The sequence below is a fragment of the Streptococcus sp. SV2 genome (assembly GCF_030440175.1).
Taxonomy (GTDB): Bacteria; Bacillota; Bacilli; order Lactobacillales; family Streptococcaceae; genus Streptococcus; species Streptococcus raffinosi.
This window is the reverse complement of record NZ_JAQFJQ010000003.1, coordinates 170,848-194,666: the sequence shown is the minus strand read 5'-3', so window position 1 is coordinate 194,666 and position 23,819 is coordinate 170,848. Positions and strand designations below refer to the sequence as shown.

At 40.4% G+C, this 23,819-nt stretch carries 21 protein-coding genes, 1 pseudogene and 1 riboswitch; of the genes and pseudogenes, 6 read left to right on the top strand and 16 right to left on the bottom strand.

Features of this window, described 5'->3' with window-relative positions:
• Positions 1 to 539: transposase (locus tag PCY14_RS03115; RefSeq protein ID WP_301363153.1), on the top strand; the 539-nt coding region annotated here is incomplete at its 5' end.
• A gap of 55 nt (positions 540 to 594) precedes the next feature.
• Here PCY14_RS03115 and mgtA read toward each other — a convergent pair.
• From mgtA to mvk, 5 genes are all read right to left on the bottom strand, one after another.
• Positions 595 to 3,255 carry a magnesium-translocating P-type ATPase gene (mgtA, locus tag PCY14_RS03110; RefSeq protein WP_301363152.1) on the bottom strand — a complete coding sequence of 887 codons (2,661 nt, stop codon included), beginning with the start codon at positions 3,253 to 3,255 and terminating at the stop codon, positions 595 to 597.
• Positions 3,256 to 3,479: 224 nt separating this feature from the next.
• A riboswitch (M-box (ykoK) riboswitch) is annotated at positions 3,480 to 3,635 on the bottom strand.
• Between the two features lie 461 nt (positions 3,636 to 4,096).
• The gene (fni, locus tag PCY14_RS03105) at positions 4,097 to 5,101 is read right to left on the bottom strand and encodes a type 2 isopentenyl-diphosphate Delta-isomerase (protein ID WP_301363151.1); all 1,005 of its coding nucleotides are present in this window, start codon (positions 5,099 to 5,101) and stop codon (positions 4,097 to 4,099) included.
• A 48-nt stretch (positions 5,102 to 5,149) separates the two neighbouring features.
• Entirely contained in the window at positions 5,150 to 6,145 is a 996-nt protein-coding gene (locus tag PCY14_RS03100; protein WP_293920138.1) for a phosphomevalonate kinase, read from the bottom strand.
• Positions 6,138 to 7,082, bottom strand: coding sequence for a diphosphomevalonate decarboxylase (mvaD, locus tag PCY14_RS03095; RefSeq protein WP_021152185.1), 945 nt, complete (start codon positions 7,080 to 7,082; stop codon positions 6,138 to 6,140). Before mvaD ends, PCY14_RS03100 begins: the two co-directional genes overlap by 8 nt.
• On the bottom strand, positions 7,064 to 7,942 hold the full coding sequence (gene mvk / locus PCY14_RS03090; RefSeq protein WP_008534042.1) for a mevalonate kinase: 879 nt from the start codon (positions 7,940 to 7,942) through the stop codon (positions 7,064 to 7,066). Before mvk ends, mvaD begins: the two co-directional genes overlap by 19 nt.
• 262 nt (positions 7,943 to 8,204) lie before the next feature.
• Here mvk and PCY14_RS03085 point away from each other — a divergent pair, with 262 nt between their 5' ends.
• On the top strand, positions 8,205 to 8,768 hold the full coding sequence (locus tag PCY14_RS03085) for a nucleotidyltransferase family protein (RefSeq protein ID WP_301363150.1): 564 nt from the start codon (positions 8,205 to 8,207) through the stop codon (positions 8,766 to 8,768).
• A 270-nt stretch (positions 8,769 to 9,038) separates the two neighbouring features.
• Here the strand turns inward: PCY14_RS03085 and PCY14_RS03080 are convergent, their stop codons facing one another.
• The 10 genes and pseudogenes from PCY14_RS03080 to PCY14_RS03030 all read right to left on the bottom strand — a co-directional run bounded on the left by PCY14_RS03080 (position 9,039) and on the right by PCY14_RS03030 (position 19,030).
• On the bottom strand, positions 9,039 to 10,355 hold the full coding sequence (locus PCY14_RS03080; RefSeq protein WP_301363149.1) for an FAD-containing oxidoreductase: 1,317 nt from the start codon (positions 10,353 to 10,355) through the stop codon (positions 9,039 to 9,041).
• Positions 10,356 to 10,515: 160 nt separating this feature from the next.
• Positions 10,516 to 11,307, bottom strand: a complete 792-nt coding sequence (locus PCY14_RS03075) for an alpha/beta hydrolase (RefSeq protein WP_301363148.1) — start codon at positions 11,305 to 11,307, stop codon at positions 10,516 to 10,518.
• A 39-nt stretch (positions 11,308 to 11,346) separates the two neighbouring features.
• Positions 11,347 to 11,712 carry a hypothetical protein gene (locus PCY14_RS03070; RefSeq protein WP_293931018.1) on the bottom strand — a complete coding sequence of 122 codons (366 nt, stop codon included), beginning with the start codon at positions 11,710 to 11,712 and terminating at the stop codon, positions 11,347 to 11,349.
• Positions 11,713 to 11,948: 236 nt separating this feature from the next.
• A complete protein-coding gene (gene ald, locus PCY14_RS03065; RefSeq protein ID WP_293920143.1) occupies positions 11,949 to 13,061 on the bottom strand; it encodes an alanine dehydrogenase in 1,113 nt (370 codons plus the stop codon).
• A gap of 218 nt (positions 13,062 to 13,279) precedes the next feature.
• Positions 13,280 to 14,422: an amidohydrolase gene (locus PCY14_RS03060; protein WP_060933897.1), complete on the bottom strand. Its 1,143-nt coding sequence runs from the start codon at positions 14,420 to 14,422 to the stop codon at positions 13,280 to 13,282.
• Between the two features lie 195 nt (positions 14,423 to 14,617).
• Positions 14,618 to 15,337, bottom strand: coding sequence for a 16S rRNA pseudouridine(516) synthase (locus tag PCY14_RS03055; protein WP_021152190.1), 720 nt, complete (start codon positions 15,335 to 15,337; stop codon positions 14,618 to 14,620).
• A gap of 84 nt (positions 15,338 to 15,421) precedes the next feature.
• On the bottom strand, positions 15,422 to 16,105 hold the full coding sequence (locus PCY14_RS03050; protein WP_008534034.1) for a VIT family protein: 684 nt from the start codon (positions 16,103 to 16,105) through the stop codon (positions 15,422 to 15,424).
• A 117-nt stretch (positions 16,106 to 16,222) separates the two neighbouring features.
• Positions 16,223 to 17,206, bottom strand: coding sequence for a rhodanese-related sulfurtransferase (locus PCY14_RS03045; RefSeq protein ID WP_301363147.1), 984 nt, complete (start codon positions 17,204 to 17,206; stop codon positions 16,223 to 16,225).
• A 189-nt stretch (positions 17,207 to 17,395) separates the two neighbouring features.
• Positions 17,396 to 18,117, bottom strand: a pseudogene (locus tag PCY14_RS03035) (ABC transporter permease).
• A gap of 1 nt (position 18,118) precedes the next feature.
• The gene (locus tag PCY14_RS03030) at positions 18,119 to 19,030 is read right to left on the bottom strand and encodes an ABC transporter ATP-binding protein (protein WP_301363144.1); all 912 of its coding nucleotides are present in this window, start codon (positions 19,028 to 19,030) and stop codon (positions 18,119 to 18,121) included.
• Between the two features lie 152 nt (positions 19,031 to 19,182).
• On the opposite strand from PCY14_RS03030, the gene PCY14_RS03025 reads away from it, so the two are divergent.
• A complete protein-coding gene (locus PCY14_RS03025) occupies positions 19,183 to 19,893 on the top strand; it encodes a LytTR family DNA-binding domain-containing protein (RefSeq protein WP_301363143.1) in 711 nt (236 codons plus the stop codon).
• Positions 19,893 to 21,188, top strand: a complete 1,296-nt coding sequence (locus PCY14_RS03020; protein WP_301363142.1) for a GHKL domain-containing protein — start codon at positions 19,893 to 19,895, stop codon at positions 21,186 to 21,188. Before PCY14_RS03025 ends, PCY14_RS03020 begins: the two co-directional genes overlap by 1 nt.
• Before the next feature lie 165 nt (positions 21,189 to 21,353).
• On the opposite strand, the gene PCY14_RS03015 is transcribed toward PCY14_RS03020, so the two are convergent.
• Positions 21,354 to 22,055: a glucosamine-6-phosphate deaminase gene (locus PCY14_RS03015; RefSeq protein ID WP_301363141.1), complete on the bottom strand. Its 702-nt coding sequence runs from the start codon at positions 22,053 to 22,055 to the stop codon at positions 21,354 to 21,356.
• A 150-nt stretch (positions 22,056 to 22,205) separates the two neighbouring features.
• Between PCY14_RS03015 and queA the strand changes: the two genes are divergently transcribed.
• Complete coding sequence (gene queA / locus PCY14_RS03010; protein ID WP_301363140.1) at positions 22,206 to 23,249, top strand: tRNA preQ1(34) S-adenosylmethionine ribosyltransferase-isomerase QueA; 1,044 nt, start codon at positions 22,206 to 22,208, stop codon at positions 23,247 to 23,249.
• A 183-nt stretch (positions 23,250 to 23,432) separates the two neighbouring features.
• On the top strand, positions 23,433 to 23,810 hold the full coding sequence (locus PCY14_RS03005; RefSeq protein WP_301363139.1) for a YcxB family protein: 378 nt from the start codon (positions 23,433 to 23,435) through the stop codon (positions 23,808 to 23,810).
• Positions 23,811 to 23,819: the final 9 nt, after the last annotated feature.

The window sequence follows — 23,819 nt, the reverse complement described above, 5'->3', positions numbered from 1 at the left end:
TTGGTCGAGCCTTTTTGAAGACAAGAATTGCCATTATGAACCAGTTTGATAAGAAGTCACTCCCTTATCGAGCCTTGAAAAATCACTGGAGACTCTTCCAAAAGGACAGCCGTAAGTTATCTTGTAAGTCATTTCACTCGAAGACCTTTGGTCAAACCTTAAGTCCACATGAAGTCGTTAGGAAGACACTGAATTTCTCAGAAGAACTCGCTAATTATTATAACCTCTATCAGCTGTTGCTGTTTCACTTTCAGGAGAAGAGGGTAGATGAGTTTTTTGAGCTCATAGAGGAGAATATAAGCAAGGTTAATCATTACTTCAAAACTGTCTTTAGGACCTTCCTTAGACACAAACCATACATCAAAAATGCGCTAGAAACACATTACTCAAATGCAAAATTGGAGGGAACCAATAAGCTTATCAAAGATATTAAACGTCTGGGCTTCGGTTTTAGAAACTTTATTAACTTTAGGAAGCGTGTTTTCATCACTCTGAACATAAAAAAAGAGAAAACCTATCAGGTTCTCTCTAGATGTTAGCTTTTCGTCACCCACTACAGTTGACAAAGAGCCTCTTTTTCTAAGTATAGTTATCCTATAACCATTCTTTGTATTTCTTAATATAGATATGCTTCACAAAGGTAACACTAAGCATATACAAAGTAATGATGATAAACAAGAGAATGAAATAGAGACCGTTTAGATGGCTGAGTTTTAAGAGACTAGCCAATGGACTGTATGGAAGAGAAGTCACAAAGAAAGCAGCAAATAAGGTTGTCACAACAACTGATAGTGCTGGGTGACTTTGAATAAATGGTAGTTTTGGTGAACGTAACATGTGGATAACCATGGTTTGAGACCACATAGATTCGATAAACCAACCTGTTTGGAAAATAATAATAAAGGCTGCTGCTTCTGGTGAACCATGAACATAGCCATGCCCCAAAATCATTGGCACAATGATGAAATAGAGCAAGATATATGTCAAAATATCAAATACGGACGAAATAGGTCCTATCCAAGCCATGAAACGCATGATTGATTTGGCTTCCCAGATATGTGGCTCTTTAAGAAATTCCTTGTCCACATTGTCAAATGGAAGGGCGATACAAGAGATATCATAGACAAGATTTAGGACAATCAAATGCACAGGTGCCATTGGTAGAAATGGTAAGAAAATGCTGGCAAAGAGGAGAGAAAAGATATTCCCGAAATTTGAAGAAACGGTCATCTTGATATATTTAGTCATATTAGCATAGACCTTCCGTCCTTCAACCAAACCTTTTTCCAAGACCATTAAATCCTTATCAAGCAAGATAGCATCTGCAGTTTCTTTGGCGATATCAACAGCTGTATCCACAGAAATCCCCACATCTGACACCTTCATGGATGGGGCATCGTTGATACCATCACCCATATAGCCTACCTTATGCCCATTTTCCTTAAGGCTTAGGATAATTCGTGCCTTTTGGTCTGGAGATAACTTAGCAAAGACTGTTGTCGTTTCCACAGCCTTAGCCAAATCTTGATCTGACATGGTATCAAGATCACTTCCAAGTAGAATGTGCGTCACATCTAGACCAACTTTTTCACAGACAGCCTGTGTCACCTTATCATTGTCTCCAGTCAAAATTTTTGTGGTCACACCATATTCCGCCAAAGCCTTGATAGCAGGTGCTGCTGATGGTTTTGGTGGGTCAAGGAAGGCAAGATATCCCGTCAAAATCATATCACTTTCATCTTCGACACTAAAGACGTCATTTTCATTAAGCTGTGATTTGTAGCTAACACCGAGAACACGCAAACCTTGTTCATTCAACTGTGCAACTTCCGTAAGGACTTCCTCACGAACATCGTTAGTCAATGGGATAATGTCTCCCTTGTATTCCACATAGTTAGAAACAGAGAGCATTTCTTCAAGGGCACCTTTTGTCACCATACTAACAAATCCATCAGTGTCTTTAACAATGACACTCATGCGACGACGTTCAAAATCAAAAGGTAGCTCATCAATCTTGTGGAAGGTCTGGTCAAGGTCACGAACGATGTCATGTTTCTTAGCTTCTCTTTCAGTTCGGCTAATAATGGCACGGTCCATAAGATTTTTTAAGCCAGTTTGGAAATAAGAATTAAGATAGGCTCTCCGAAGTACTGATAGGTCAAGGTCACCATGGATATCAAGAGGGTACTCAAGAACGATTTCATCCTGAGTCAGGGTTCCTGTCTTATCCGTACAAAGGATGTCGATAGCCCCTAGGTCTTGAATAGCATTAAGCTTTTTGATGACCACCTTTTCCTTGGCCATAATGATAGAACCCTTGGCAAGACTGGCTGTGATAATCATCGGCAACATTTCTGGGGTCAAACCGACTCCCACACTAAGGGCAAAGACGCCGGCTTCAAGCCAGTCCCCATCTGTTAAACCGTTAATCACAAAAACAACAGGAACCATAACCAACATGAGTCGAATCAAGAGCCAAGAAATGGAATTCATCTCACGTTCAAATGAAGTTGGTTCGTCATAAGTATTGATGGTCTGCTCAATTGCTCCCATCATGGTTTCATCACCAACAACTAAAACCAAGGCTGTTGCACGACCAGAGATAACATTAGTTCCCATGAAAGCAAGGCTCTCACTTTCAAGCAGGCTCTCTAGATTTTGACCATCTGCTTTAGCCAGACAAGCTTTTTCCACAGCATCGCTTTCACCTGTCAAGCCAGACTGTTGAACAAAGAAATCACGAGAATCTAGTAAGACCACATCAGCCGGAATCATATCTCCCGCACTTAGTTTGACCACATCTCCAACCACAATTTCATCAATTGGGATTTCTTGTTCACTGCCATCTCGAAGTACTGTTGCTGTATTGACAATCATGCGAGACAAATTACTGGCAGCCTTGTCGCTACGAAGTTCTTGAATAAAACGGATACCACCAGATATCAAAACTAGAGTGACAATGATGATAGAAGTCGTTGGGTCTTCTTCACCCGGTTTAGCAAGCCAGACATTGGTGATAAAGGAAACCAGAGCAATGACTAAGAGAATAACAGTAAAGGGATTGATGATAGATTCATAAATCTTTTTGATGATAGAATCCTCTTGTCCTTTGGTTATGACATTTTCCCCATAAAGGTCACGGTTTTCTTCTACTTGGTCTTCCTTCAAGCCATCCAAATGAGTCTTGTAGCGAGTAAGGGTTGTTTCAAGTGGCTCTTGAAGAGCAGCAATAAGTCTTTCTTTATTTGTTGACATTGGAATCTCCTTATTTAATCAGGAGTCAATCACTTATGGAGTCCCTAAGACACTAATCAGCGATTGACTGGTTAGGTGCGGTTCGGGGTGATCGTCGATTAGTCTCATAGGTTTCTCCTTTCATTTTTTTACATAGTGGGTGGACCTCAGATAAAAGAAAAGAGTCCTACCCATATACAGGTAAGACTCTATAAACTCGAGGTTGATTTTTTAATAGATTCTGTCAAAAAATGGACCGTTCAAGCTTTAGCTCCGCAAGGCGATGAAATGAGCTTAGTCTTGACCTTGGCGATCAGGACTGTTGACCAACGAATAGTGTCTCCACTGCTTTGCGGTAGTCATCCGTATCCTTGTGGTAGCCTCACCTACCGTATTTCACTGAAAATAATACTCCTAAGGCAGTAACTTGTCAAGGGGAAAAGTTACTTTTTGCTTGAGTGGGTAATAAAAAAAGAGCTTCCGCTCTTTTTTGTAAGATATTCTTTTGTAAAATGGATTTTTTTAGACTTTCCTTACGTGAATGCGGACGTCAGCGTACTTCTTCGAAGCTCCATGACTAATTTTTGAGCCCCTTCACTTTTTAATTTCTGGGCTCAGGCTAAAACAGTTCCCCAAACTGTTTTACTCTCAAAAATTCCGAGTTCTAGAAATACAAGTATTTCTAGAACTTTCTCACAGCGGAAAATCTCGTTAAATGCTCGCTTTGCTCGCTAGAAACAAGTCAAATCAAGAATGTCATTATTATCCTTTACCGGTGTTAAAATGATGTCTCCATAATATCATCGCCTAGAGAAATTGTTTTACCATCTTTAAAAATTAAAAAAGAGCACTTGGCTCTTTCCTACTTCTCTTGTCTGACATAAGTCCCTTGTAACTTACCGTGGAGGATGTAATCCACAGATTTGAGCTCATCAATAGTCCGACAATCGAGGGCACACATGATGAGACGAAGGTCGTCCTTCCAGCCATTAACGATAGCCACAACCTTATCCACAGGGTAACGTTCCACCAATTCAAGGACTGTTCGTGAGAGGCCTACACCTTTTGCTCCTAGAACCAGACACTTAACCATATCTAGGGGGTTTCGCACGCCACCAGAGGCTAAGATTTCCACATCTTCACGAAGGTCTTGGGTTTGCAAGAGGGTCTGAACGGTGCTTTGTCCCCAGTCATTGAGATAATCACGGTTGGCGCCTCGACTATTTTCAATATAGGCAAAGCTAGTCCCACCTCGACCTGAGATATCCACAGTTTTGATGCCCTGAGACATGGCGTAACGAATGGTTTCCATATCCATACCAAAGCCGACCTCCTTAAGCACAAGAGGAACCTCTATTTTCTGTGCATAAGCCGCCACATTTTCCTTCCAAGTGTGGAACATACGCTCTCCCTCAGGCATGAGAAGCTCCTGCATAAGGTTAACATGGAGCTGTAAAAAGACTGGGTTCATAGCTTCCACTGTCTTAATGCCCAGGTCCACAGACTTATCCACACCGATATTGGTCGCAAGGTCTAAGTCTGGAAACTCTTGACGATAGTCAAAGGATTCTGGTGCCTCTCCCTTTAGAGCAGCACTATAGGAACCCGTTACCATGAGAATACCCGTTCGACTGGCTACCTCAGCTAGTTTTCGATTAACTGCACCACCTTTAGCAGAACCACCTGTCATGGCATTGATATAAAAGGGAAAATTCCAATCTCGTCCCGCAAAATGTGTGGACAAGTCAATCTGATCTAAATCATAAGTCGGTAGGGACTTGTGGATAAGTTCCATATCGTCAAAACTATTGTAGGGCGACTGGTACTTGAGGGCATAACGGATGTGATCGTCTTTACGATTTGTCATAGGTTATTTCTTTACTTTCTTGCGTGATTATATCTACTAGGCTGACCCTTAAACCTCATACAAAAGCTCTATACCTTCCTGTTGCCAACGCTCGACTAGAGCATCTCGGCTAGATTGGTCAAAGGCAAAGGCAATACCACAGTCGCCACCTCCTGCTCCAGAAGACTTAGCGATAGCATCGAGTCCTTGTTCAGCTTCTTTGAGTTTTTTCAGCTTGTCCACATAAATATCTGGACTAAGCGATTCCAACTGGTCACTGACAGCTTGGAGGCTGCTCTTAAGTAAGGTCTTATCTCCTGTTTCCAGAGCCTTGATGGCAGCTTGAACAGCCACTTCGGTTTCAGTTAGATACTGGCTTGATATGCGAGATTTGGCCATCTTAACCATGTCTTTTGAAATAGCAGCTTGCTTGGTCCACCCCACCAAAAAATGAGCCTTGAGAGCTGGTACTACAGGTCTGATACGATAGCCCCAGTCTTTTTCCAAAAGCTCTGATAAGGTCACTTGATTTATTAGCTCTGCTATTTTTGCACGGTCAAAGGAACGATAGGCAACCAAATCCTCGTATACGATACAAGCTAGGTCCCCCATAGAACCATTATCTCCTTGCTTGAGAAGGGTGTAGCTAGCTAATTTAAAGAGAATGTCTTTAGATAAGTCTTTCTGAAGGGCTGCTGCCAAGGCCTTGAGGGTCAATACCACAACAGAACCCGAAGAACCGATACCAAATTTAACCCCATCTCGTTCCAACTTTCCTGTGATGGAAAGGTCCAGACTAGGCAACTTCTCACCACAATATGCCTCAAAAGTATTCAAGGCCTCTTGAATGAGATCATAATTTGCGTCTGGCTCACGACTAACACTATAGTCAAACATGTCTGAGGACAACTGGGTAGTTTGTGCTTCCTTGACCTCTGCTGACATGAAAATGGGAATAAATTGGATTAGGGCCGTTTGACCAGGTGTTAAGACTGAATATTCTCCAGCAATGTAGAGCTTTCCACCTGTTTTTACTGTGACCTGATTGACTGAGGGCTTAGGCATCTGGCAACTCCTTGGTGCGTGAAACAATGACCTGATAATCCTTACGGAAATGGTCTGCTAGGCGGTCCAGGTCTTCTTCCAGACAAAGCACCTTAACATTTGGCCCTGCATCCATCGTGAAATAACACTGCTCACCAGAGGCACGGAGGGCCTTAACCTTATCCATAGCCTGGTATGAGGCTTCAGTTAGGTATGAAAATGGAGGGTTGGCCGTACTTGTGGTTTGGTGCATACGAAGGGCATTGGCTTCAGTAAGCTCGCCGACCGCTTGGAAATCATTTGCTTTGAGATAAGCCAACATATCCTTGTAATCTAGCTCAGACTGTTTAATCCACTCTGGGAAGGAGGTCGATGTTTCGGTACACAATTTCATACCGTCTCGGCTTGATACGGGTTTCTTTTGGTCTGTTAAAACTAGCATAATCATGGCCAATTTGAGGTCTGTTTCAACTTGGTAAACCTCACCACTATCCTTGTCCCAGGCTGCCAATGGTCCAAAGAAAGAACGTGATGATGATCCTGAAGCAAACTTGGCAATTTGCGCTAATTCAGACTGCGTTTTTCCGACTTGAAAGAGCTCGTTGGCTGCCTTAACTAGGGCAGAAAGTCCTGAGGAACTTGATGATAGACCCGCAGCTGTTGGCATATTGTTCCAAGTTTCAATCTTGACATGTTGGTTTGGATTAGTACGGAAGAGATCTAAAACCTTGCTGGCCTTGGTTGTTTCTTTTTCCCCTTGGAGCTCGTCATCGATATACATAACATCACTGGTCGCATCCTCAGGCAGAAAAGACAACTTGGTTTCCGTATACATATTTTCCAAAGTCAGTGAAATACTACTAGTTGAAGGAATCATTCGCTTGGCATCCGCCTTACCCCAGTATTTGACAATAGCAATATTTGCGTACGATTTGACGCTTACAGGCTTTCTATCCACGTGTTTACCGCTCCTTTTTCTTGAAGTTTTTTAGCAATCGTTTGGGCTTGATTCTTAGTACTTGTCAGGGCAATAATACAGCCACCCAGTCCTCCGCCTGACATCTTGGCCCCGAGCGCACCCTGTTCCAGAGCAGTCGCTATGAGCAGGTCAGACAAATCGCAGGACACACCTAAAGATTTAAGGTGATTATGAGCTTGCGACATAAGCTGCCCAAGAAGCTCTTGATCCTTGGCCTTGAGGGCTCCTTCCGCCCTCTGACTTAATTCGCCTAGCTGATTTAGGTCTGATAAGGCATCTAGTCCAATAGCCTCAACCTTTTCCACGGCCTCACGGGTGTTTCCATGAATGCCCGTGTCTGCGATAACTAGATAGGCACCTAGATCAACCTCGATTTCCTTGAAGCCAATATTACGGGTAAAGCTGATAGCTCGGTCACTCAGACAAGTCTTGGCATCTAAACCGCTGGGCTTACTGTGGGCAATGGTCTCCGCCTGATGGACCAGCATTTCCAAGGTCTCTCGGCTAAGCTCCTGTTCAAAATAATCAAAAACCGCACGAATCGCTGCAATGGCAACCGCTGCAGACGATCCCATGCCACGCTTTTCAGGGACGCTAGACTTAATAGCATAGCTGATAGGCTGATTCTTGATTTCCAGATAATTAAGCGCTGAAAAAATCGCTGTCGTCAAGGGATCCTGAGCCTTGAGCGTCAAAGGAGTATCAGCCGCCTGAATCTGACAGACAACCTCAATGTCCTTGAGAGGGAGAGCAAGGGCAGGATGACCATAAACGACCGAGTGCTCCCCCATCAAAATAATCTTACTGTGGGCCTTGCCCACTCCTACTTTCTTAGTCATAAGTTACACACACTCACAGACCAACTGGCAAGCGAGTGTCTTTCTACGTTTTTCATACGGTTTTTAGTGGTGACTCAAGGTCTATCAAGCATTCAATGCAGACAAAGAGCACCAATCTAAAGAATTTTCTTATAGCACTTCTATCTTATCATCAAAGCGCAAAAAAAGCGACATCTAACCTAGAGTGTCGCTGTGTATTAGAGATCTGGTCTTATTTTGATATTTCTATCTTAAACTAGTACAATACCAATGAGGTTTTAAAATGATTGATGTCAAAAAACTAATTAAACAGAACTACGAACTAATGGCACTATTAAAGATTATCCACTCTTTTCAACTTAATGACTGTTGGCTTTGTGCTGGAACTATACGCAATTATATTTGGGACTACTTAAGCACCGGAAATACATCTTCAAATATCAATTTCTCAGATATCGATGTCATTTTCTTTGATAAAAACATATCATATGAACAAACTGTTGAAATAGAAAATCAAATAAAGAGAAGATATCCTGAATACAATTGGGAAATAAAAAATCAGTATTATATGAATATACATAGCCCTAATACTGAAAAGTATATTAGCTCTACAGATGCTGTCTTAAAATTTCCCGAAAAATGTACTGCCATAGCCGCTAGACTAAATGACAATCAGAAACTAGAGGTTTTTATTCCTCTTGGAATAGACGATTTAGTTAACTTCAGAGTCTCACCCACACCACATTACTTTTCAAATAAAGAAAGACAAACGGTCTATAACGAGAGGGTAAAAAAGAAAAATTGGAACACAGTCTGGCCAAACATTTCTATAGAATTTATCGAATAGATTAAACTATGATTTGAGATTTACTTTTTTACAAGACTTTCCGCTGTGAGAAAAGTTCCTGAAACTTAATAGTTTCAGAAACTCGGAATTTTTGAGAGTAAAACAGTTCGGGGAACTGTTTTAGCCTGAGCCTAGAAATTAAAAAGTGAAGGGGCTCAAAAATTAGTCATGGAACTTCGAAGAAGGTCGCTGATGACCGTACTCACCTAAGGAAAGCCTTAAAAAAACTTTTCTTCTACATAAAAAAAGAGCTTCTCGGCTCTTTTCATGTTAAATCGCAAACAAATCATTTAGGTTCTCAGCCATAGTTGGGTGAGTAAAGATTTGTTTAGCCAAATCTGTATATGGAATGTGATGGTTCATCGCTAGGGTAATTAGATTGATAATTTCATGAGACTCTTGACCAAAGAGGGTCACTCCCAAAATTTCCTTAGTTTCAGGATTTACCACAGCTTTGAAGGCACCACGCAAATCACCGTTTACATGACCACGAGGCATGCCAGCAACTGGAAGTTCCTTGACAGCAACTGGTCCACCTGCTGCTCTGGCTTGGTCTTCAGTAAGACCAACCTGTGCCAAAGGTGGGTTGAGGAACATAGCGGTTGGAACAGCTCCACGTGTTTCAAGGTTATAACTGCCATCGCCTGTAAGGTAATTAAAGACAATACGGAAATCATCTAATGAAATATAAGTGAACTGAAGGCCACCATTGACATCACCCACTGCAAAGACACCCGGAACACTTGTTTCCAAATGCTTATTAACCTGGATACCACCACGCTCAGTCAAGACAATATCTGTGTTTTCCAAGTGAAGAGGTTCAATATTAGGCTTGCGTCCTGTCGCATAAAGGAGCGCATCAAAACGGAAGTCTCCTTTATCAGTAACAACGACAACTTCATCACCGTCATTCTTAACTTCAGATGTTTTAACACCTTGTTCGAAGACAATACCATCCTCTTCCATGTATTCCTTGGCCAACTTAGCAATAGATGGCTCTACACGTGGCAAGAAGCTAGTCGCTGCATCCAAGACAGTCACTTGGCTTCCCAAACGGTTATAAAGGCCAGCAAATTCAAGACCGATATTACCACCACCTAGGACACCTAAACGTTTAGGCAAGGCTTCAAGGGTTTGAATACCAGTTGAATCGTAGACATGCTCAGCTGTTGTCAAGCCAGGAATAGGCAAAACATTAGACACAGCACCTGTATTGATGACAATAGTCTCAGCTGTAAGCTCTTGGAGGTCATCACCTGCCACTACTTCAATAACCTTATTTGACACGAAATGTGCCTCTGCATCAATGACATCAACGCCATTATCGGCCAACATTTTATAATTCTTAGCGTTAAGACGACCAGTCACCGCACCACGTTCTTTCATAGTATCGTCAAATGACCAGCCCTTTTCGGCCGCAACAATCATAGTCTTGGTTGGGATACACGCAATATTAATGCAAGTACCACCATACATGGCTTTGCTGCGCTCGATAACAGCAACTTTCTTACCAGCTGCATTCATCTTAGTAGCCAGAGTCTTACCGGCTTTACCGAAACCGATAACAATCAAATCATAGTTCAACATTTCTGTATCCTCCTATCTATTGCCATTCTATCATTTAATTTTTCAGACTGCACATATCTGAACTGGAAAATAAAAAGGCTACAGCTTTTGCCATAACCGCTTTAATATCTTATATCACTGGAGATATAAAGACTCTTTAAAAATGAGTTTTCTGAGTGATTTATTGCAGGAATTCTAATAAAACTTTGTTGAAGCGTCTGCTTTCAATATAAGCCGCATGCCCCAATTTGTCAAATTCATAATAAGAAGCGTTTGGAATGCCATTTGCCAGCTCCCTGGCGCCATCCACACCCAGAACTAAATCGTATTTGGCTCCCAGAACAAGGGTCGGACAAGTAATTTTATCAAGCGAACTATAGCAATCAAAGGCTAGAATTGACTTGGCTAAACAAACAAATCGATGGCGTTTTTCTGTACTTACAGACTTCAAAAATAATCTGTTAATCACATATAATTTCTTTAAAACAGGTGACGAAAATGATTTACTCATGAAATCCTTATTGAGCTGGTCCATTTCTCCATTTTCTGCCATCTCTATCCACCCTCCAACGGTTTCTCTACTGATGGTATTATTACGAGAGAGTGTCAGCGCTAATACTAGCTTTTTCACCTTTTGAGGATACTTGATAGCAAATAGCTGAGCAATCATCCCCCCCTGTGATATACCTATGATAGAGGTATTAGTAATATGCAATTTTTCCAGAGAATGATAGAGGTCATCAGCCATATTCTCAATAGTAATGTCTTCTTCGATATGGTCCCTTCTATCAAAAATATAGACCTTGTACTCCTTAGCATATTGATAAAACAAGGCGTAAGTGGCAAGATTGGACAGATCACTTAAACGTTGCAAACTTAATCCCGTAATGATAATGAGATTTTTGTCTCCCTTACCAAAAGTGACATAATCTACACCTTGGTCCGACAAATGATTTCTTTGAATGGTAAACATTATCTACAGCCTTTCATTGAAATGTCTAGGTTTTAGGTCTTATCGAGATAATGGCATGTCATTTGAAGCCATGATGACATCACTCACCAAGACAACAAAGAAAAGCTGCCGGGTGATGAAAGCCATGAAGTCTTCACTTTTGAAGAAAATCGGTGCAACCCCTAATAGAATTAAAAAGGCAGCATTTTTTCGAAAGACCTTTTTAAACGTTTGCCAAAACACTCTGAATGAAATGTTTGCTCCAATCTTACGAGCTATCACCACATGATAAACAATCTCGAGAAAAGCAACCACACCTACCGTAGTTAGAACCTTAGTAAATGGTAGAGCCATCTGAAGTCCTAGATAAAGGACAATCAGCTGAGCCATAACAATCGACACCATAACACGAATATGATTAGCCATGATAAAAACCTCCTAATAAGTTGCATGCCAAAGCAAGAAACAATAAGCATTTTTAGTAGTCATTACTATAGTATTTACTTACTCATTATACCATAAAACAAGACTATCATTAGGAGTCATTCTACCATTATCAAGCTTAGTAGCTATAGCCATATCAAACGGTAAAACACTGAATATCAAAAAGGAGTCACACCAAATCATGGCGTGGCTCCTCTGTTATTAGGATAGATTGATCCTTATAGCAATTCGTCAATTGACGTGTAGTTTCTGTTTAATCCTTCGGCAACTGGTTGGCTAGTGATGTGTCCTTGGTAGGTTGTTACACCTTGACGAAGACCTTCATCATTTTGAATTGCCTGTTTGAAGCCTAGTCCTGCCAGAGCTTCAATATAAGAAAGGGTAACGTTGGTAAGGGCAATGGTTGATGTACGTGCCACGGCTCCTGGAATATTGGCAACGGCATAGTGAAGGACACCGTATTTTTCATAAACTGGTTCATCATGAGTCGTTACACGATCCGCTGTTTCAATAACCCCACCTTGGTCAACCGCTACATCCACAATAACAGAACCAGGATGCATCTGTTTAACCATTTGGTCAGTAACCAGTTTAGGCGCTTTAGCACCCGGAATAAGAACTGCACCGATAACCACATCAGCATCACGGACACTAGATTCGATATTGAAAGGATTTGACATCAGTGTTTGAATTTGACTACCAAAAACATCTTCAAGGACCGACAAACGTTTGGCGCTAATATCAAGAATCGTTACTTGGGCTCCGAGTCCAAGCGCAATACGGGCTGCATGTGTCCCTACGACACCACCTCCGATAATGGTAACCTTACCTTTAGGAACACCAGGCACTCCTCCTAGAAGCACACCAGAACCACCCTCTTGCTTAGTCAAGAAGTGGGCACCAATTTGTACAGCCATGCGTCCTGCAACTTCACTCATTGGAACCAAAAGTGGCAAGTGGCCTTCTTGGTCACGAACCGTTTCATAGGCCACACCTGTTGTCTTGGCATTAACCATTGCATCTGCCAAACCCGGAGCTGCTGCCATGTGCAAGTAGGTAAAGAGTAAAAGATCTTCACGAAGGAAGCCATATTCTTCAGCAAGTGGCTCCTTAACTTTAACAACCAGTTCTGCTGCCCATGCTTCTGCAGCAGTTGCAACGATTTTAGCACCTTGATTGGCATAATCTGCATCCGCAAAACCAGAGCCAAGGCCTGCATTTGTTTCGATTAACACGACATGTCCCTTAGCCACAAGACTTTGGACACCAGCAGGTGTTAGCGCCACACGATTTTCATTATTTTTGATTTCTTTTGGGATACCAATTAACATATTTTCTCCTTACTTGGAAGTCATAAGGCAAAGGATTCCTATAAAATACTTGACCACTTCCTAACTTATTTTTAAAATGATAACGCTTTCATTTTATCGAAAAACAAAAGAAAAAGCAAGAAAAAGGAAATCTCACTTTCTCATCACCAAATTCATCATGAAACAAGAATAGCGTCCAACCAACCGGCTGGACGCTTCAATGGTATACCCTCCAAGGATTAGTGGTTATCCTTAAAATAATCAAGTAGGAAGAGGGCGTTTTCCACATAGTAATTAACAGCTGCAGGTAAGGCTTCGTCTTTCACAAGGAAATCATCATGGTGCCAGTCGGCAGCATCATCGTCACCATTAGAACCAATGAAGGCAAAAACACCTGGGATTGCCTTCTGATAGGTCGCAAAATCTTCGCCACCTGTTGATGGCAAGGTTTCAATCACTTCTGCGAAAGCCTTAGAATTTTCAAAGATGAGAGGTGTAAGCGTCAAATCATTGTAAGTCACAAAGGGAGAATTGCCCCAAACAATCTCAGCCTGAGCACCAAATTGGTCTGCTGTTGCCTGAACGACCTTTTCAAAACGAGCAATGACATCCTCACGAATCTTAGGATCAAAAGTACGAATTGTTCCCTCAAAAAAGCCTGATGCTGGCAGAACATTCCAAGTATTGCCAACTTCGATATGAGTAACTGACAAAACAGCTGAGTCAAAAGGTGAAATCGTTCGAGCTACGATTTGCTGCAAGTTGTTAATGATGGTCGTAGTAACCAAAACTGTATCCACACCCAAATCAGGGCGAGCCGCATGCGAAGAAACACCCTTGACGTCAACCCTAAACTGCTCCACACCTGCCATAATCGCACCTGAACGAAGACCAATCTGTCCCGGTTTCAAGTGAGGATTGTTGTGATAACCGATGATAGCTGACACACCGTCAATACCACCCACTTCAATAATCTGGTAAGCCCCTTGGAAATTTTCCTCAGCTGGTTGGAAAATCAAGCGAACTGTCCCTTTCAGCTCCGCTTCTCTTTCTTTTAAAATCTGTGCTGCTCCAAGGAGAGAGGTTTGGTGAAAATCATGACCACATGCGTGCATGGCTCCATTTTCACTGGCATAAGAAAGTCCAGTATTTTCCTGAATTGGAAGCGCATCGATATCAGCACGTAAAGCAATAATCGGATGGCCTGACCCAATTTCAGCAATCAGTCCTGTCTTTAAAGGATAATTTAAAGGTTCAATACCTAATTTTCTCAAATACCCTTTCAAAAAAATGGTTGTCTCGTGTTCATCTTCAGAAACTTCTGGATGTTGATGAATTTGCTGACGTGTCTTTGCTAAATCCTCGTAAAATACATCTGTCATAATAGACCTCCCTCTTTCACTGTCCTAAAACAGTACATGAAGTTGCGTTAACTAAGCTTGCCGATTAAATTACTTCTATCATACCACTGTATTGACCAAATGAATAGTTAAAATTACTTATGGGATACCATAACTATTACTTATAGCTAGCACTTCCACCGTAACATAACCCAAATAACCAAAAACTAAAATGGCTCAGTTTAAATACTTTTTTAAGATGCTCTTTTCCTCCTCGGTCAATGGACGATAGCTTCCCCTTGGTAACTTTTCGTCCAAGACAAAATCTCCAAAGGAAATACGTTTGAGGTAGGTCACCTTGACCCCATAAGCCAAGAACATCTTTTTCACTTGATGAAACTTGCCTTCTGAAATCGTGATTTGAGCACAACTCTTGTCACTAGCTGAACTCAGAATTTTCAGCTGAGCCGGTTTACAAACAGTACCATCCTCAAAGACAACACCTGACTCAAAAAATGTAGGTGCATCAGGCCCAAGAACATCATTGACCTCAACATAATACGTCTTAGCCACATGATAACGTGGGTGAAGCAGGACAAAGCCCAAGGGTCCATTGTTGGTAATCAGCACCAGACCTTCTGTATCTCTATCCAAACGCCCTACAGGATAAAGCCCTTCTCGCTGATCCTCAGGCTTAATCAAATCAATGACCGTTTGGTGTTCCTTGTCTCTTCGAGCTGATACCACTCCTGATGGCTTATTCATGAGATAGTAAACTTCTGGCGAATGTTCCAGTTCCTTTCCAGAAACTGTGATGGTCTGGAGACTAGCATCCACATTAAGATTATCCCGTTCAGCCAAGACACCATCCACATAGACTTGCCGACTACGAATGAGCTTCTTGACCTGATTGCGAGAACCATAGCCAGCCTGTCCTAATAATTTATCTAAACGCATAGCCCTATTGTACCATGGATAAGTCCAGTCTTGTAGACTAAAAAAGCCTACCTACAAAAGGTAGACTTATCATCTTGTTAACCGTTACACATTCACAGGGAAGATATGACCTACTGCAAAGGTCACGAGCATGGTCAAGAGACCTACTGTCAAGTTACGCAACATCGCCTGTTTAACAGGTGCTTTTCCAAGCTTGGCACTAACATAACCAGTCAAGAGCAAGGTAAGTGCAACCACAACCACCGTTACAGGGATACGGTAAGGCTCAGGGAAAAGCAGGATAGCTAATGTTGGTGGCAAAGAACCCACTGAAAAAGCAAAGAAACTAGATACGGCAGCATGCCATGGATTTGTGATTTCTTCTAAATCAACGCCATATTTTTCTTCAACCAAGACCTTGATAGGATTTTTACTAAAGGCTTGATTGACCTTGACTTCTGCTGCTGTTTCGCAATCCCCCTGACTGAGGAAGGTTTGATACAAACTCTCTCTAGCTGCATCAGGTGAACGATCCAAGAGAGCTTGTTCCTTAGCGATGGCAGCTTCTTCGGTATCTTTTTGCGTTGACACACTGACATATTCGCCACCTGCCATTGAAAAGGCACCGGCAAAAATCGCTGACAAGGCTGAAATCAAGATAAACCAAATGTTTGATGTCGCACTGGCCACACCGATAACCACTCCCGCAATGGAAATGATACCATCATTGGCACCCAAGACACCAGCTCTCAAAATATTTAAACGTTCTGCAAAATTCTTATCTTCCAAATTTATTACTCCTTATTTAGAATTATTCTAAATAGTATTTTAACAGTTATTTAGAATGATTACAAATAAGAAGCTTGAAAAAGCCAAGATTTCTCTCAGCTTCTTAACTCATTTAACCTAAGCAGGTGTTACATCCAAACTCTCACCAATAGCCGCAAGGCGTTCGACAACTTCCTCTTGGCTCAAATCATTTTCAGAGACATAACGGTTTCGTGGGTGAACACGACATTCGTGTGAGCAGCCACGGAGGTATTTGTCTTCATTTTCCTCTGAAGCAAGGATACGACGGTTACAGAATGGGTTACCGCAGTTGACATAGCGTTCACAAGGCGTGCCATCGAACCAATCCTTACCGACAACGACAGGATCTACATGGTTAATGTCAACGGCAATACGCTCGTCAAAGACATACATCTTACCATCCCAAAGCTCCCCTTGAACCTCTGGATCTTTTCCGTAAGTCGCAATACCACCATGCAATTGGCCAACATCTTTGTAGCCTTCACGGACCATCCACCCTGAGAATTTCTCACAGCGGACACCACCAGTACAGTACACAACCACGCGCTTGTCCATGAACTCTTCTTTATGGTCGCGGACCCATTGTGGCAATTCACGGAAGTTGCGAATGTCTGGACGAATGGCTCCACGGAAGTGACCAAGGTCATACTCATAGTCGTTACGTGTATCAAGGACAACAGTGTCCTCATCTAAAAGAGCATCTTTAAACTCTTTTGGTGACAAGTAAGCACCTGTAGTTTCAAGTGGATTAATGTCGCTGTCAAAGTTATCATCCTCTAAACCAAGGTGGACGATTTCCTTCTTGTAACGAACAAACATCTTCTTAAAGGCTTGCTCTTCTTCCTCATCAATTTTGAACCAAAGGTCCTCCATCCCTGGAAGGCTGTGAACGTAGTCCATGTATTTTTGAGTGGTTTTATAGTCACCAGAAACCGTTCCATTAATCCCCTCGTCAGCGACCAAGATACGTCCTTTGAGGCCGATTGACTTACAGAAAGCCAAGTGATCAGCCGCAAATTGCTCAGCGTTTTCGATGGGAAGGTATTTATAATAAAGCAATACTCGAATAGGTTTTGCCATTGTATGTCCTCTTTCTTTATGAAATATCTATATCTGTTGTTTGATAGTCAAAGTCAACTTAACTATTATAGCGCTATCAAAGAGGACTAGGCAATTGATTTGTTTGGAAGCACATTTTCACAGAAGAAAAAGGCTGAGTGCCAAATGCCTCAACCTGAGTTTCGTAAGATTGTTTTCCATAAGATAGTATTACAACTCTTTCTGTAGTGTCCCTAAGATAAGCAGTTGTGTCAGAAAAATCCAGAAAATAAGAACTCCTATATCTACAAGCGAAACAGTTCCATGTCTATAAAAGCTAGCTCTAAGAAGATTCGCAGAAGGGACAAATGGAAGTAGAAAATAAAGTTGATCTAACCAATCTGGAAGACGACCTGCCGGGTACATGATTGGTGAAAACATAAGACCAATCATTAAAATAAGCTGAGACATTAGCGTGACAATATTTTGGGAAAAATATAAGCAATTGAGAATCCTAGACTAATCATTGTTAGGCAAATAAGCAACATCACAAAAACAGACAAAATTGACAAATTTAATTGGACAGAAAAGCGGAGACAGCCTAATAAAAAAGAGAAGAATACACCTGGTAAAATAGCAATTAACCATATACATAGGTCAGCTAAAGAAATTAGAATTCTAGGAATAGGTAAAGCTCGAATATAGTCCACATGACCTTCTGACTTGGCATTGGCTATAACAGGAGATGAAATCGTACAGCCAATAGAAATGACCCCCATTAAAACTGATCCAGAGGCAAGATAGTAAGCAGTTGTTGTGTCCATCTTACCAATTACCAACGGATACCCAAAAAGAAGTGAAACGGACAAAAGCACTTGAGCTAGTGTGAATAGAATGAATAGATTTTTTTGTCGAAGATAGTTCCAACGAAGTAAGTAAAAAAATTGAGTCATATCAGTTAACAAGCTCCTCTTTATAAAGATCGGAAATAGATAATGTTTTCATCTTAACTGAAAGGTTTGAAATAAGCCCTTTTTCTAGACCTTCCTTAACTTGAATGAGTATTCGGGTTAATTCACTTTCCTCAATTTCCATCTGGCAAACACAACCATTGACTATCGTAAAATGTTCGAATAGACTTACAAATTCTTTACTAACAAAATTGAAAGAAATTAGATAATGATTTTTATAAGACATTTGGTGTACTGGACCAGATTTTAATAATTTACCATGGTTAAAAAGAGCAAAATTATCCGCATATTTTTCAACTTCTAGTAGATTGTGGGTAACAATGATAATAGTGTGTCCTTTATAAGCCAGTTTTTGTAACAATTGCCACTGTTTTTCACGACGTACAGGATCAACATCGTTGGTTGGTTCGTCAAGAAGCATGATATCAGCAGAGCCAATTAATGCCATGGCAAAAGATGTAAGCCGTTTTAAGCCTCCTGAAAGATTCTTCCCTTGTTTATCACGGTATTCTTCTATTTCCAGATCTGCTAGAAGGTGCTCAATTTCTTTTTGGAGTTCTGAGGTACTTAACCCTCTCATTCTTCCAATCATCTCTAAATTTTGCTCAACAGTTAACTTTTCAAGTGGTGCATACTGTTGTGACATATAACTCATCATTGTTCGAGCTTGTTTACGGTTATGTATAAAAGAAATATCTCCGTAGTGAACATCTCCCTGATCAGGCTTAATAAAACCAATCATTTGCTTTAAAAGAGTTGATTTACCAGCACCATTATGTCCTATAAGAGCTGTGATTTTTGCAGCTTCTAGCTCTAAAAAGATATGGTTATTAGCAAAATGTTGTTTATCAAATGATTTTGTTAGATTTTCAATGGTGAGCGGCTCAAAAGTCATAATTTTATTTCTCCGTATTGTAAAGATTTTCCAGCATACTTCATTTTTGATAGGGTTATTGTATAATAACCTTAAGAGAGTCTTATGATTATGTCATAATTGACCAATTTAACGTTATAATTAACATACAGAAATGAGTGAGGAGGTTTTCAATGTTAAAAGTTGCTATTTGTGATGACTCTGATAGAGATGCTAGTCAATTAGAACATTATTTACTTTCTTATGATAAATTTCCTCTAGAAACAAAACTTTATACAAATCCACAAAAACTGTTAAATCAGCTAACGCCAGACATCCACTGTGTCTTTTTGGATATTAATATGCCAGGAATCAATGGAATTGACATAGCACAGAAGATTAGAAAATTTAATCCTTTCATTCCTATTATTTTTGTGACAAGTTACCGTGATTATATGGAGCAAGTCTTCGAAGTTCAGACTTTTGACTATATCGTAAAACCGATAGAACCTCAAAAGTTAACGAAAGTATTGGATCGTATTTTGCGTTTTTTGGATATAGGCCAAGCACTTTTCACCTTCTCATTTGGTAAACACAATTACTCTGTTCCTTCAAGCGATATTGTATTTTTTGAGAAAGATAAATGTTCAGTATTTATATACACAAAGACAGGTACCTACAAGTCTCTACTAAAAACAAAAGAGATTTTGGAAAAACTCCCTAATTATTTTATTCAAATTCATGCTTCCTATATTTTAAACCCCAAATACATCAAAGACTTTGACTCAAAAACAGTTACTATTTTACTAAATGGGACTGAAGAACACCTACTCCCAATTAGTAGAAAGTTTCAGTTTTCTTTTAAAGAAAAGTATTACAGCTATCTAAGTGAAAGGCATTTTTAATGTTAGTAGGATTACGAATAATCAGTATCTTGTACGATTTATTTCTAGCAAGTATGTTATTTTATAGACCATTGTCTAAAATCAATATGAAAAAGAAGCCTTTAGTAGCCCTTTTTTTCATATTGATTTTTCATGGGGAACTCGTGTTCCTATTCTCTGAAAGTCGTATTTTTTTGGTCAGTAATCTCCTTCTAAACATTTTAGAATACTATCTAATCGGCCTCAATTTTGATTATCCTATTCGCCAGTCTTCCTTCTGGATTCTTTTACAAACTAGTCTAAGTTTGTTAGCAGGGGCTGTCCTAAACCAAGGAATCCAACTAATTTTACCTTTAGGGGAACTATCAAAAAATTTAGAAGCCATTAGTTTGTATCTCGGAATAAGTTTCATCTTATCTACAGGAATAACTCTTATTTTACGAAAGCTTCTCCTATCCCATCAAAAGCTTCGTATTGCTACTTCTAAGGGAAACTGGCTTTATCAGTTTATCGTGCCTCTTTTATCTATTTTCTTTGCTTTTACAATATCTGCCATTCAAGGAGGGGTATTTGGAGCAGATTACCTGTCAATCATTTCTCTCTCATCTCTCATTGTATTGACGCTCTCCTCTCTTTATTTTAATCTGTACCTTGCTCGTCAACAGCAGCAATATTACCAAAACCAATTGGAAAAAGAACAACTACAGTTCCAAGTTCGAGAAATACAACAATCTCAAGAAGAGTATCAACGTCTCCAAAGCCTTCGGCATGACTTAAAAAATAAACATTTGACTCTTTTATCGCTTTTAGAGAAAAATCCTGAAGAGGCAAAAGATTATCTTTATTCACTAACAGATAGTATAGTAGGTGAACAAACTTTCTACTCTAAAAATCAAACTATTAATTTTTTACTTAATCAAAAACTACATCATTTAAAAGATGAGATAGAAATGGAAATTGATTGCTTTGTACCACAAGAATTATCTATTCAACCAGATATTTTAGCTGTTATATTAGGAAACTGCCTAGACAATAGTATTGCAGCTTGTCTCAGACTACCAAATAAGGAAAGAAGCTTATCACTTAATATCCGATACTTTCAACAAAATATTTTTATCAATATTAGAAATAATTTTGATGAGAAAGAAAAATCTACTCGTAAATCCCGTCAAAAAGATGGCTGGGGGTTGCGAAATATTGATGCTCTTGTTCAAGAATATCAAGGTAAAATCAAACGCTTTATAAAAGATGGACAATATCAAATAGAGATTTTATTACCAATAAAAATAGGGACTATTCCGACTAAAGAACTTTAGGTAATTGATGAAAAATGAGTAATAATTAGGTAACGTAAATATTTGAGGTCAAAATCTATATTATATTTATTCATTAATAAACAGGTTGAGTAGCACTAGCTCAACCTGTTTTTTTCTATAACTTTCTGATTACCTAACTCGCATCTGCTCGACTCATGTATTATCCTACAATTTTGCAGCAGCTGCCTCATCCAAGATAAGAGTCACATCTGGATGATTTTGCAAAACACTAGCTGGTACTTCCTCTGTCACAGGACCCTTGGCCATCTTGAAAATGGCATCTGCCTTCTTGTCGCCATAGGCAAACAAGATAATCTTCTTAGCAGCCATAATAGAAGCAATTCCCATCGAAATAGCCTTCGTAGGGACTTGATCACGACTGACAAAGAAACGGCTATTGGCTTCAATGGTGCTGTCAGTCAAGTCGACCACATGGGTTTGACTATCAAAAGGCGTACCTGGCTCATTAAAACCAATATGCCCATTACTTCCGATTCCTAGGATTTGCAGGTCAATAGCATGGTGTGCCAAGACATCATCGTAATCCTTAGCCGCCTGCTCCAAGTCCTCAGCCATGCCGTCAGGCAAGAAGCTCTCCTTAAATGGCTTAGCATCAAAGAGTTGAGCCTTCATAAAGGCATGATAGCTCTGCTCATGGTCTGGTGCTAGTCCGACGTACTCATCCAAATTGACGCTGTAAAGCTCTGAAAAATCCACATTGCTTTCAACCATCTCTTGGTAAAGGGCGATAGGGGAACTTCCTGTCGCCAAGCCCAATGTCTGAGCACCCGCTGCAAGGCTCTCTTTAAGAAGTTCAAAGGCAACTTGGCCTCCCTCAACTTGATTCTTAACTAAAATCTTTTTCATTCTATTCACCTCGATATTGGTATATACCATTTTCTTTATTATCTCTTTTTTTAACCTTTTTGTCAAGCGCTTTCACTCGACTCCTTTAATGACGGTCGCCCTATATCGTGCTATAATAAAAAGGCTGAACATTTTTAAACGAGGAAAGAAATGAATACAAACGATTTTGATTTTGAACTGCCAGAGGAACTAATTGCCCAAACACCCTTGAAGCAACGTGATGCCTCTAAACTCTTGGTCATTGACCCTGTAACCAAGGAAATGACTGACACCCACTTCGACCACATCATCGACCAGCTTAACCCTGGAGATGCCTTGGTCATGAACAATACGCGCGTGCTTCCAGCCCGTCTCTATGGTGAAAAGCCTGATACACACGGTCATGTGGAATTTCTCCTTTTGAAAAATACCCAAGGGGATCAATGGGAAGTTTTGGCCAAACCAGCCAAACGCCTTAAAGTAGGTGCTAAGGTCAGTTTTGGTGATGGCCGTTTGACTGCCACTGTCACTGAGGAACTAGATCACGGTGGTCGAATCGTAGAATTTAGCTACGACGGTATCTTCCTTGAGGTCTTGGAAAGTTTGGGCGAGATGCCATTGCCACCTTATATCCATGAAAAATTAGAAGACCGTGACCGTTACCAAACGGTCTATGCCAAGGAAAATGGCTCTGCCGCTGCACCAACAGCTGGTCTCCATTTCACACCTGAATTGCTTCAAAAGATTGAATCTAAAGGCGTAAAATTGGTCTACCTCACCCTCCACGTTGGGCTGGGAACCTTCCGACCTGTTTCTGTTGAGAATGTTGACGAACATGAAATGCACTCAGAGTTTTACACCCTCAGCCAAGACGCTGCCGATACCCTCAATAGTGTCAAAGCCGCTGGAGGTCGCATTGTTGCTGTTGGAACAACCTCTATCCGAACACTGGAAACAATCGGCAATAAATACGATGGCAAACTCCAAGCCGACTCAGGATGGACCAATATCTTTATCAAACCAGGCTACCAATTCACAGTCGTAGACGCCTTTTCAACCAACTTCCACCTTCCAAAATCAACTCTGGTCATGTTGGTTTCAGCCTTTGCTGGCCGTGAATTTGTCCTCGATGCCTACAAACACGCCGTCCAAGAACGCTACCGCTTCTTCAGTTTCGGAGATGCCATGTTCGTCACACGACGTGCTGAGAAATAAATATTAAAAAGAATAAGGTTAAAAATGTAACAGCATTCTTAACCTTATTTTCATTTACATTTTTCCTATGTTATAATGCTTGGTAAGGAGGGAAAAATGTTACCATTCACAATTAAAAGCACAATGACTAGGGACCTTTACCTTAGATTTTCTTGGAAAATTTTTAGACAACATAAATTTGCAATGGCTTATCTGATTATTATGCCTATTCTGATTCTGATATACTGTGTTGCAAATGGTCTACCAATTTACGGTATTTTCTTAGCATCTCTATTTTTGGTTGCTATGTATTACTTGATTAACATGAAAATGAATCGGACCTATAACAAGAATCCTCTAATGCAGGATCTTGAGTCGACTTTTACCTTTGAAGAAGACCATGTTACCGTCACCACAAAGAGAGGGACATTAACTCTTAATTATGAAGACATTACTGATATTTATGAAACTAAATACGACATTTTCATGATGACTGGAAAAAACTTTGGTAATCCATTTGTTAAGAAGGATCTTACCGAAGAAGAAATCCAATTTATCAGAAGTTTAAAACATAAAAAGTAAACAAAATGC

Coding starts and splice junctions, on each gene's coding strand:
- mgtA (WP_301363152.1), bottom strand. CDS start 3,255: ATGTCAACAAATAAAGAAAGACTTATTGCTGCTCTTCAAGAGCCACTT.
- fni (WP_301363151.1), bottom strand. CDS start 5,101: ATGACAAATCGTAAAGACGATCACATCCGTTATGCCCTCAAGTACCAG.
- PCY14_RS03100 (WP_293920138.1), bottom strand. CDS start 6,145: ATGCCTAAGCCCTCAGTCAATCAGGTCACAGTAAAAACAGGTGGAAAG.
- mvk (WP_008534042.1), bottom strand. CDS start 7,942: ATGACTAAGAAAGTAGGAGTGGGCAAGGCCCACAGTAAGATTATTTTG.
- PCY14_RS03085 (WP_301363150.1), top strand. CDS start 8,205: ATGATTGATGTCAAAAAACTAATTAAACAGAACTACGAACTAATGGCA.
- PCY14_RS03080 (WP_301363149.1), bottom strand. CDS start 10,355: ATGTTGAACTATGATTTGATTGTTATCGGTTTCGGTAAAGCCGGTAAG.
- PCY14_RS03075 (WP_301363148.1), bottom strand. CDS start 11,307: ATGTTTACCATTCAAAGAAATCATTTGTCGGACCAAGGTGTAGATTAT.
- PCY14_RS03070 (WP_293931018.1), bottom strand. CDS start 11,712: ATGGCTAATCATATTCGTGTTATGGTGTCGATTGTTATGGCTCAGCTG.
- ald (WP_293920143.1), bottom strand. CDS start 13,061: ATGTTAATTGGTATCCCAAAAGAAATCAAAAATAATGAAAATCGTGTG.
- PCY14_RS03060 (WP_060933897.1), bottom strand. CDS start 14,422: ATGACAGATGTATTTTACGAGGATTTAGCAAAGACACGTCAGCAAATT.
- PCY14_RS03055 (WP_021152190.1), bottom strand. CDS start 15,337: ATGCGTTTAGATAAATTATTAGGACAGGCTGGCTATGGTTCTCGCAAT.
- PCY14_RS03045 (WP_301363147.1), bottom strand. CDS start 17,206: ATGGCAAAACCTATTCGAGTATTGCTTTATTATAAATACCTTCCCATC.
- PCY14_RS03030 (WP_301363144.1), bottom strand. CDS start 19,030: ATGACTTTTGAGCCGCTCACCATTGAAAATCTAACAAAATCATTTGAT.
- PCY14_RS03025 (WP_301363143.1), top strand. CDS start 19,183: ATGTTAAAAGTTGCTATTTGTGATGACTCTGATAGAGATGCTAGTCAA.
- PCY14_RS03020 (WP_301363142.1), top strand. CDS start 19,893: ATGTTAGTAGGATTACGAATAATCAGTATCTTGTACGATTTATTTCTA.
- PCY14_RS03015 (WP_301363141.1), bottom strand. CDS start 22,055: ATGAAAAAGATTTTAGTTAAGAATCAAGTTGAGGGAGGCCAAGTTGCC.
- queA (WP_301363140.1), top strand. CDS start 22,206: ATGAATACAAACGATTTTGATTTTGAACTGCCAGAGGAACTAATTGCC.
- PCY14_RS03005 (WP_301363139.1), top strand. CDS start 23,433: ATGGCTTATCTGATTATTATGCCTATTCTGATTCTGATATACTGTGTT.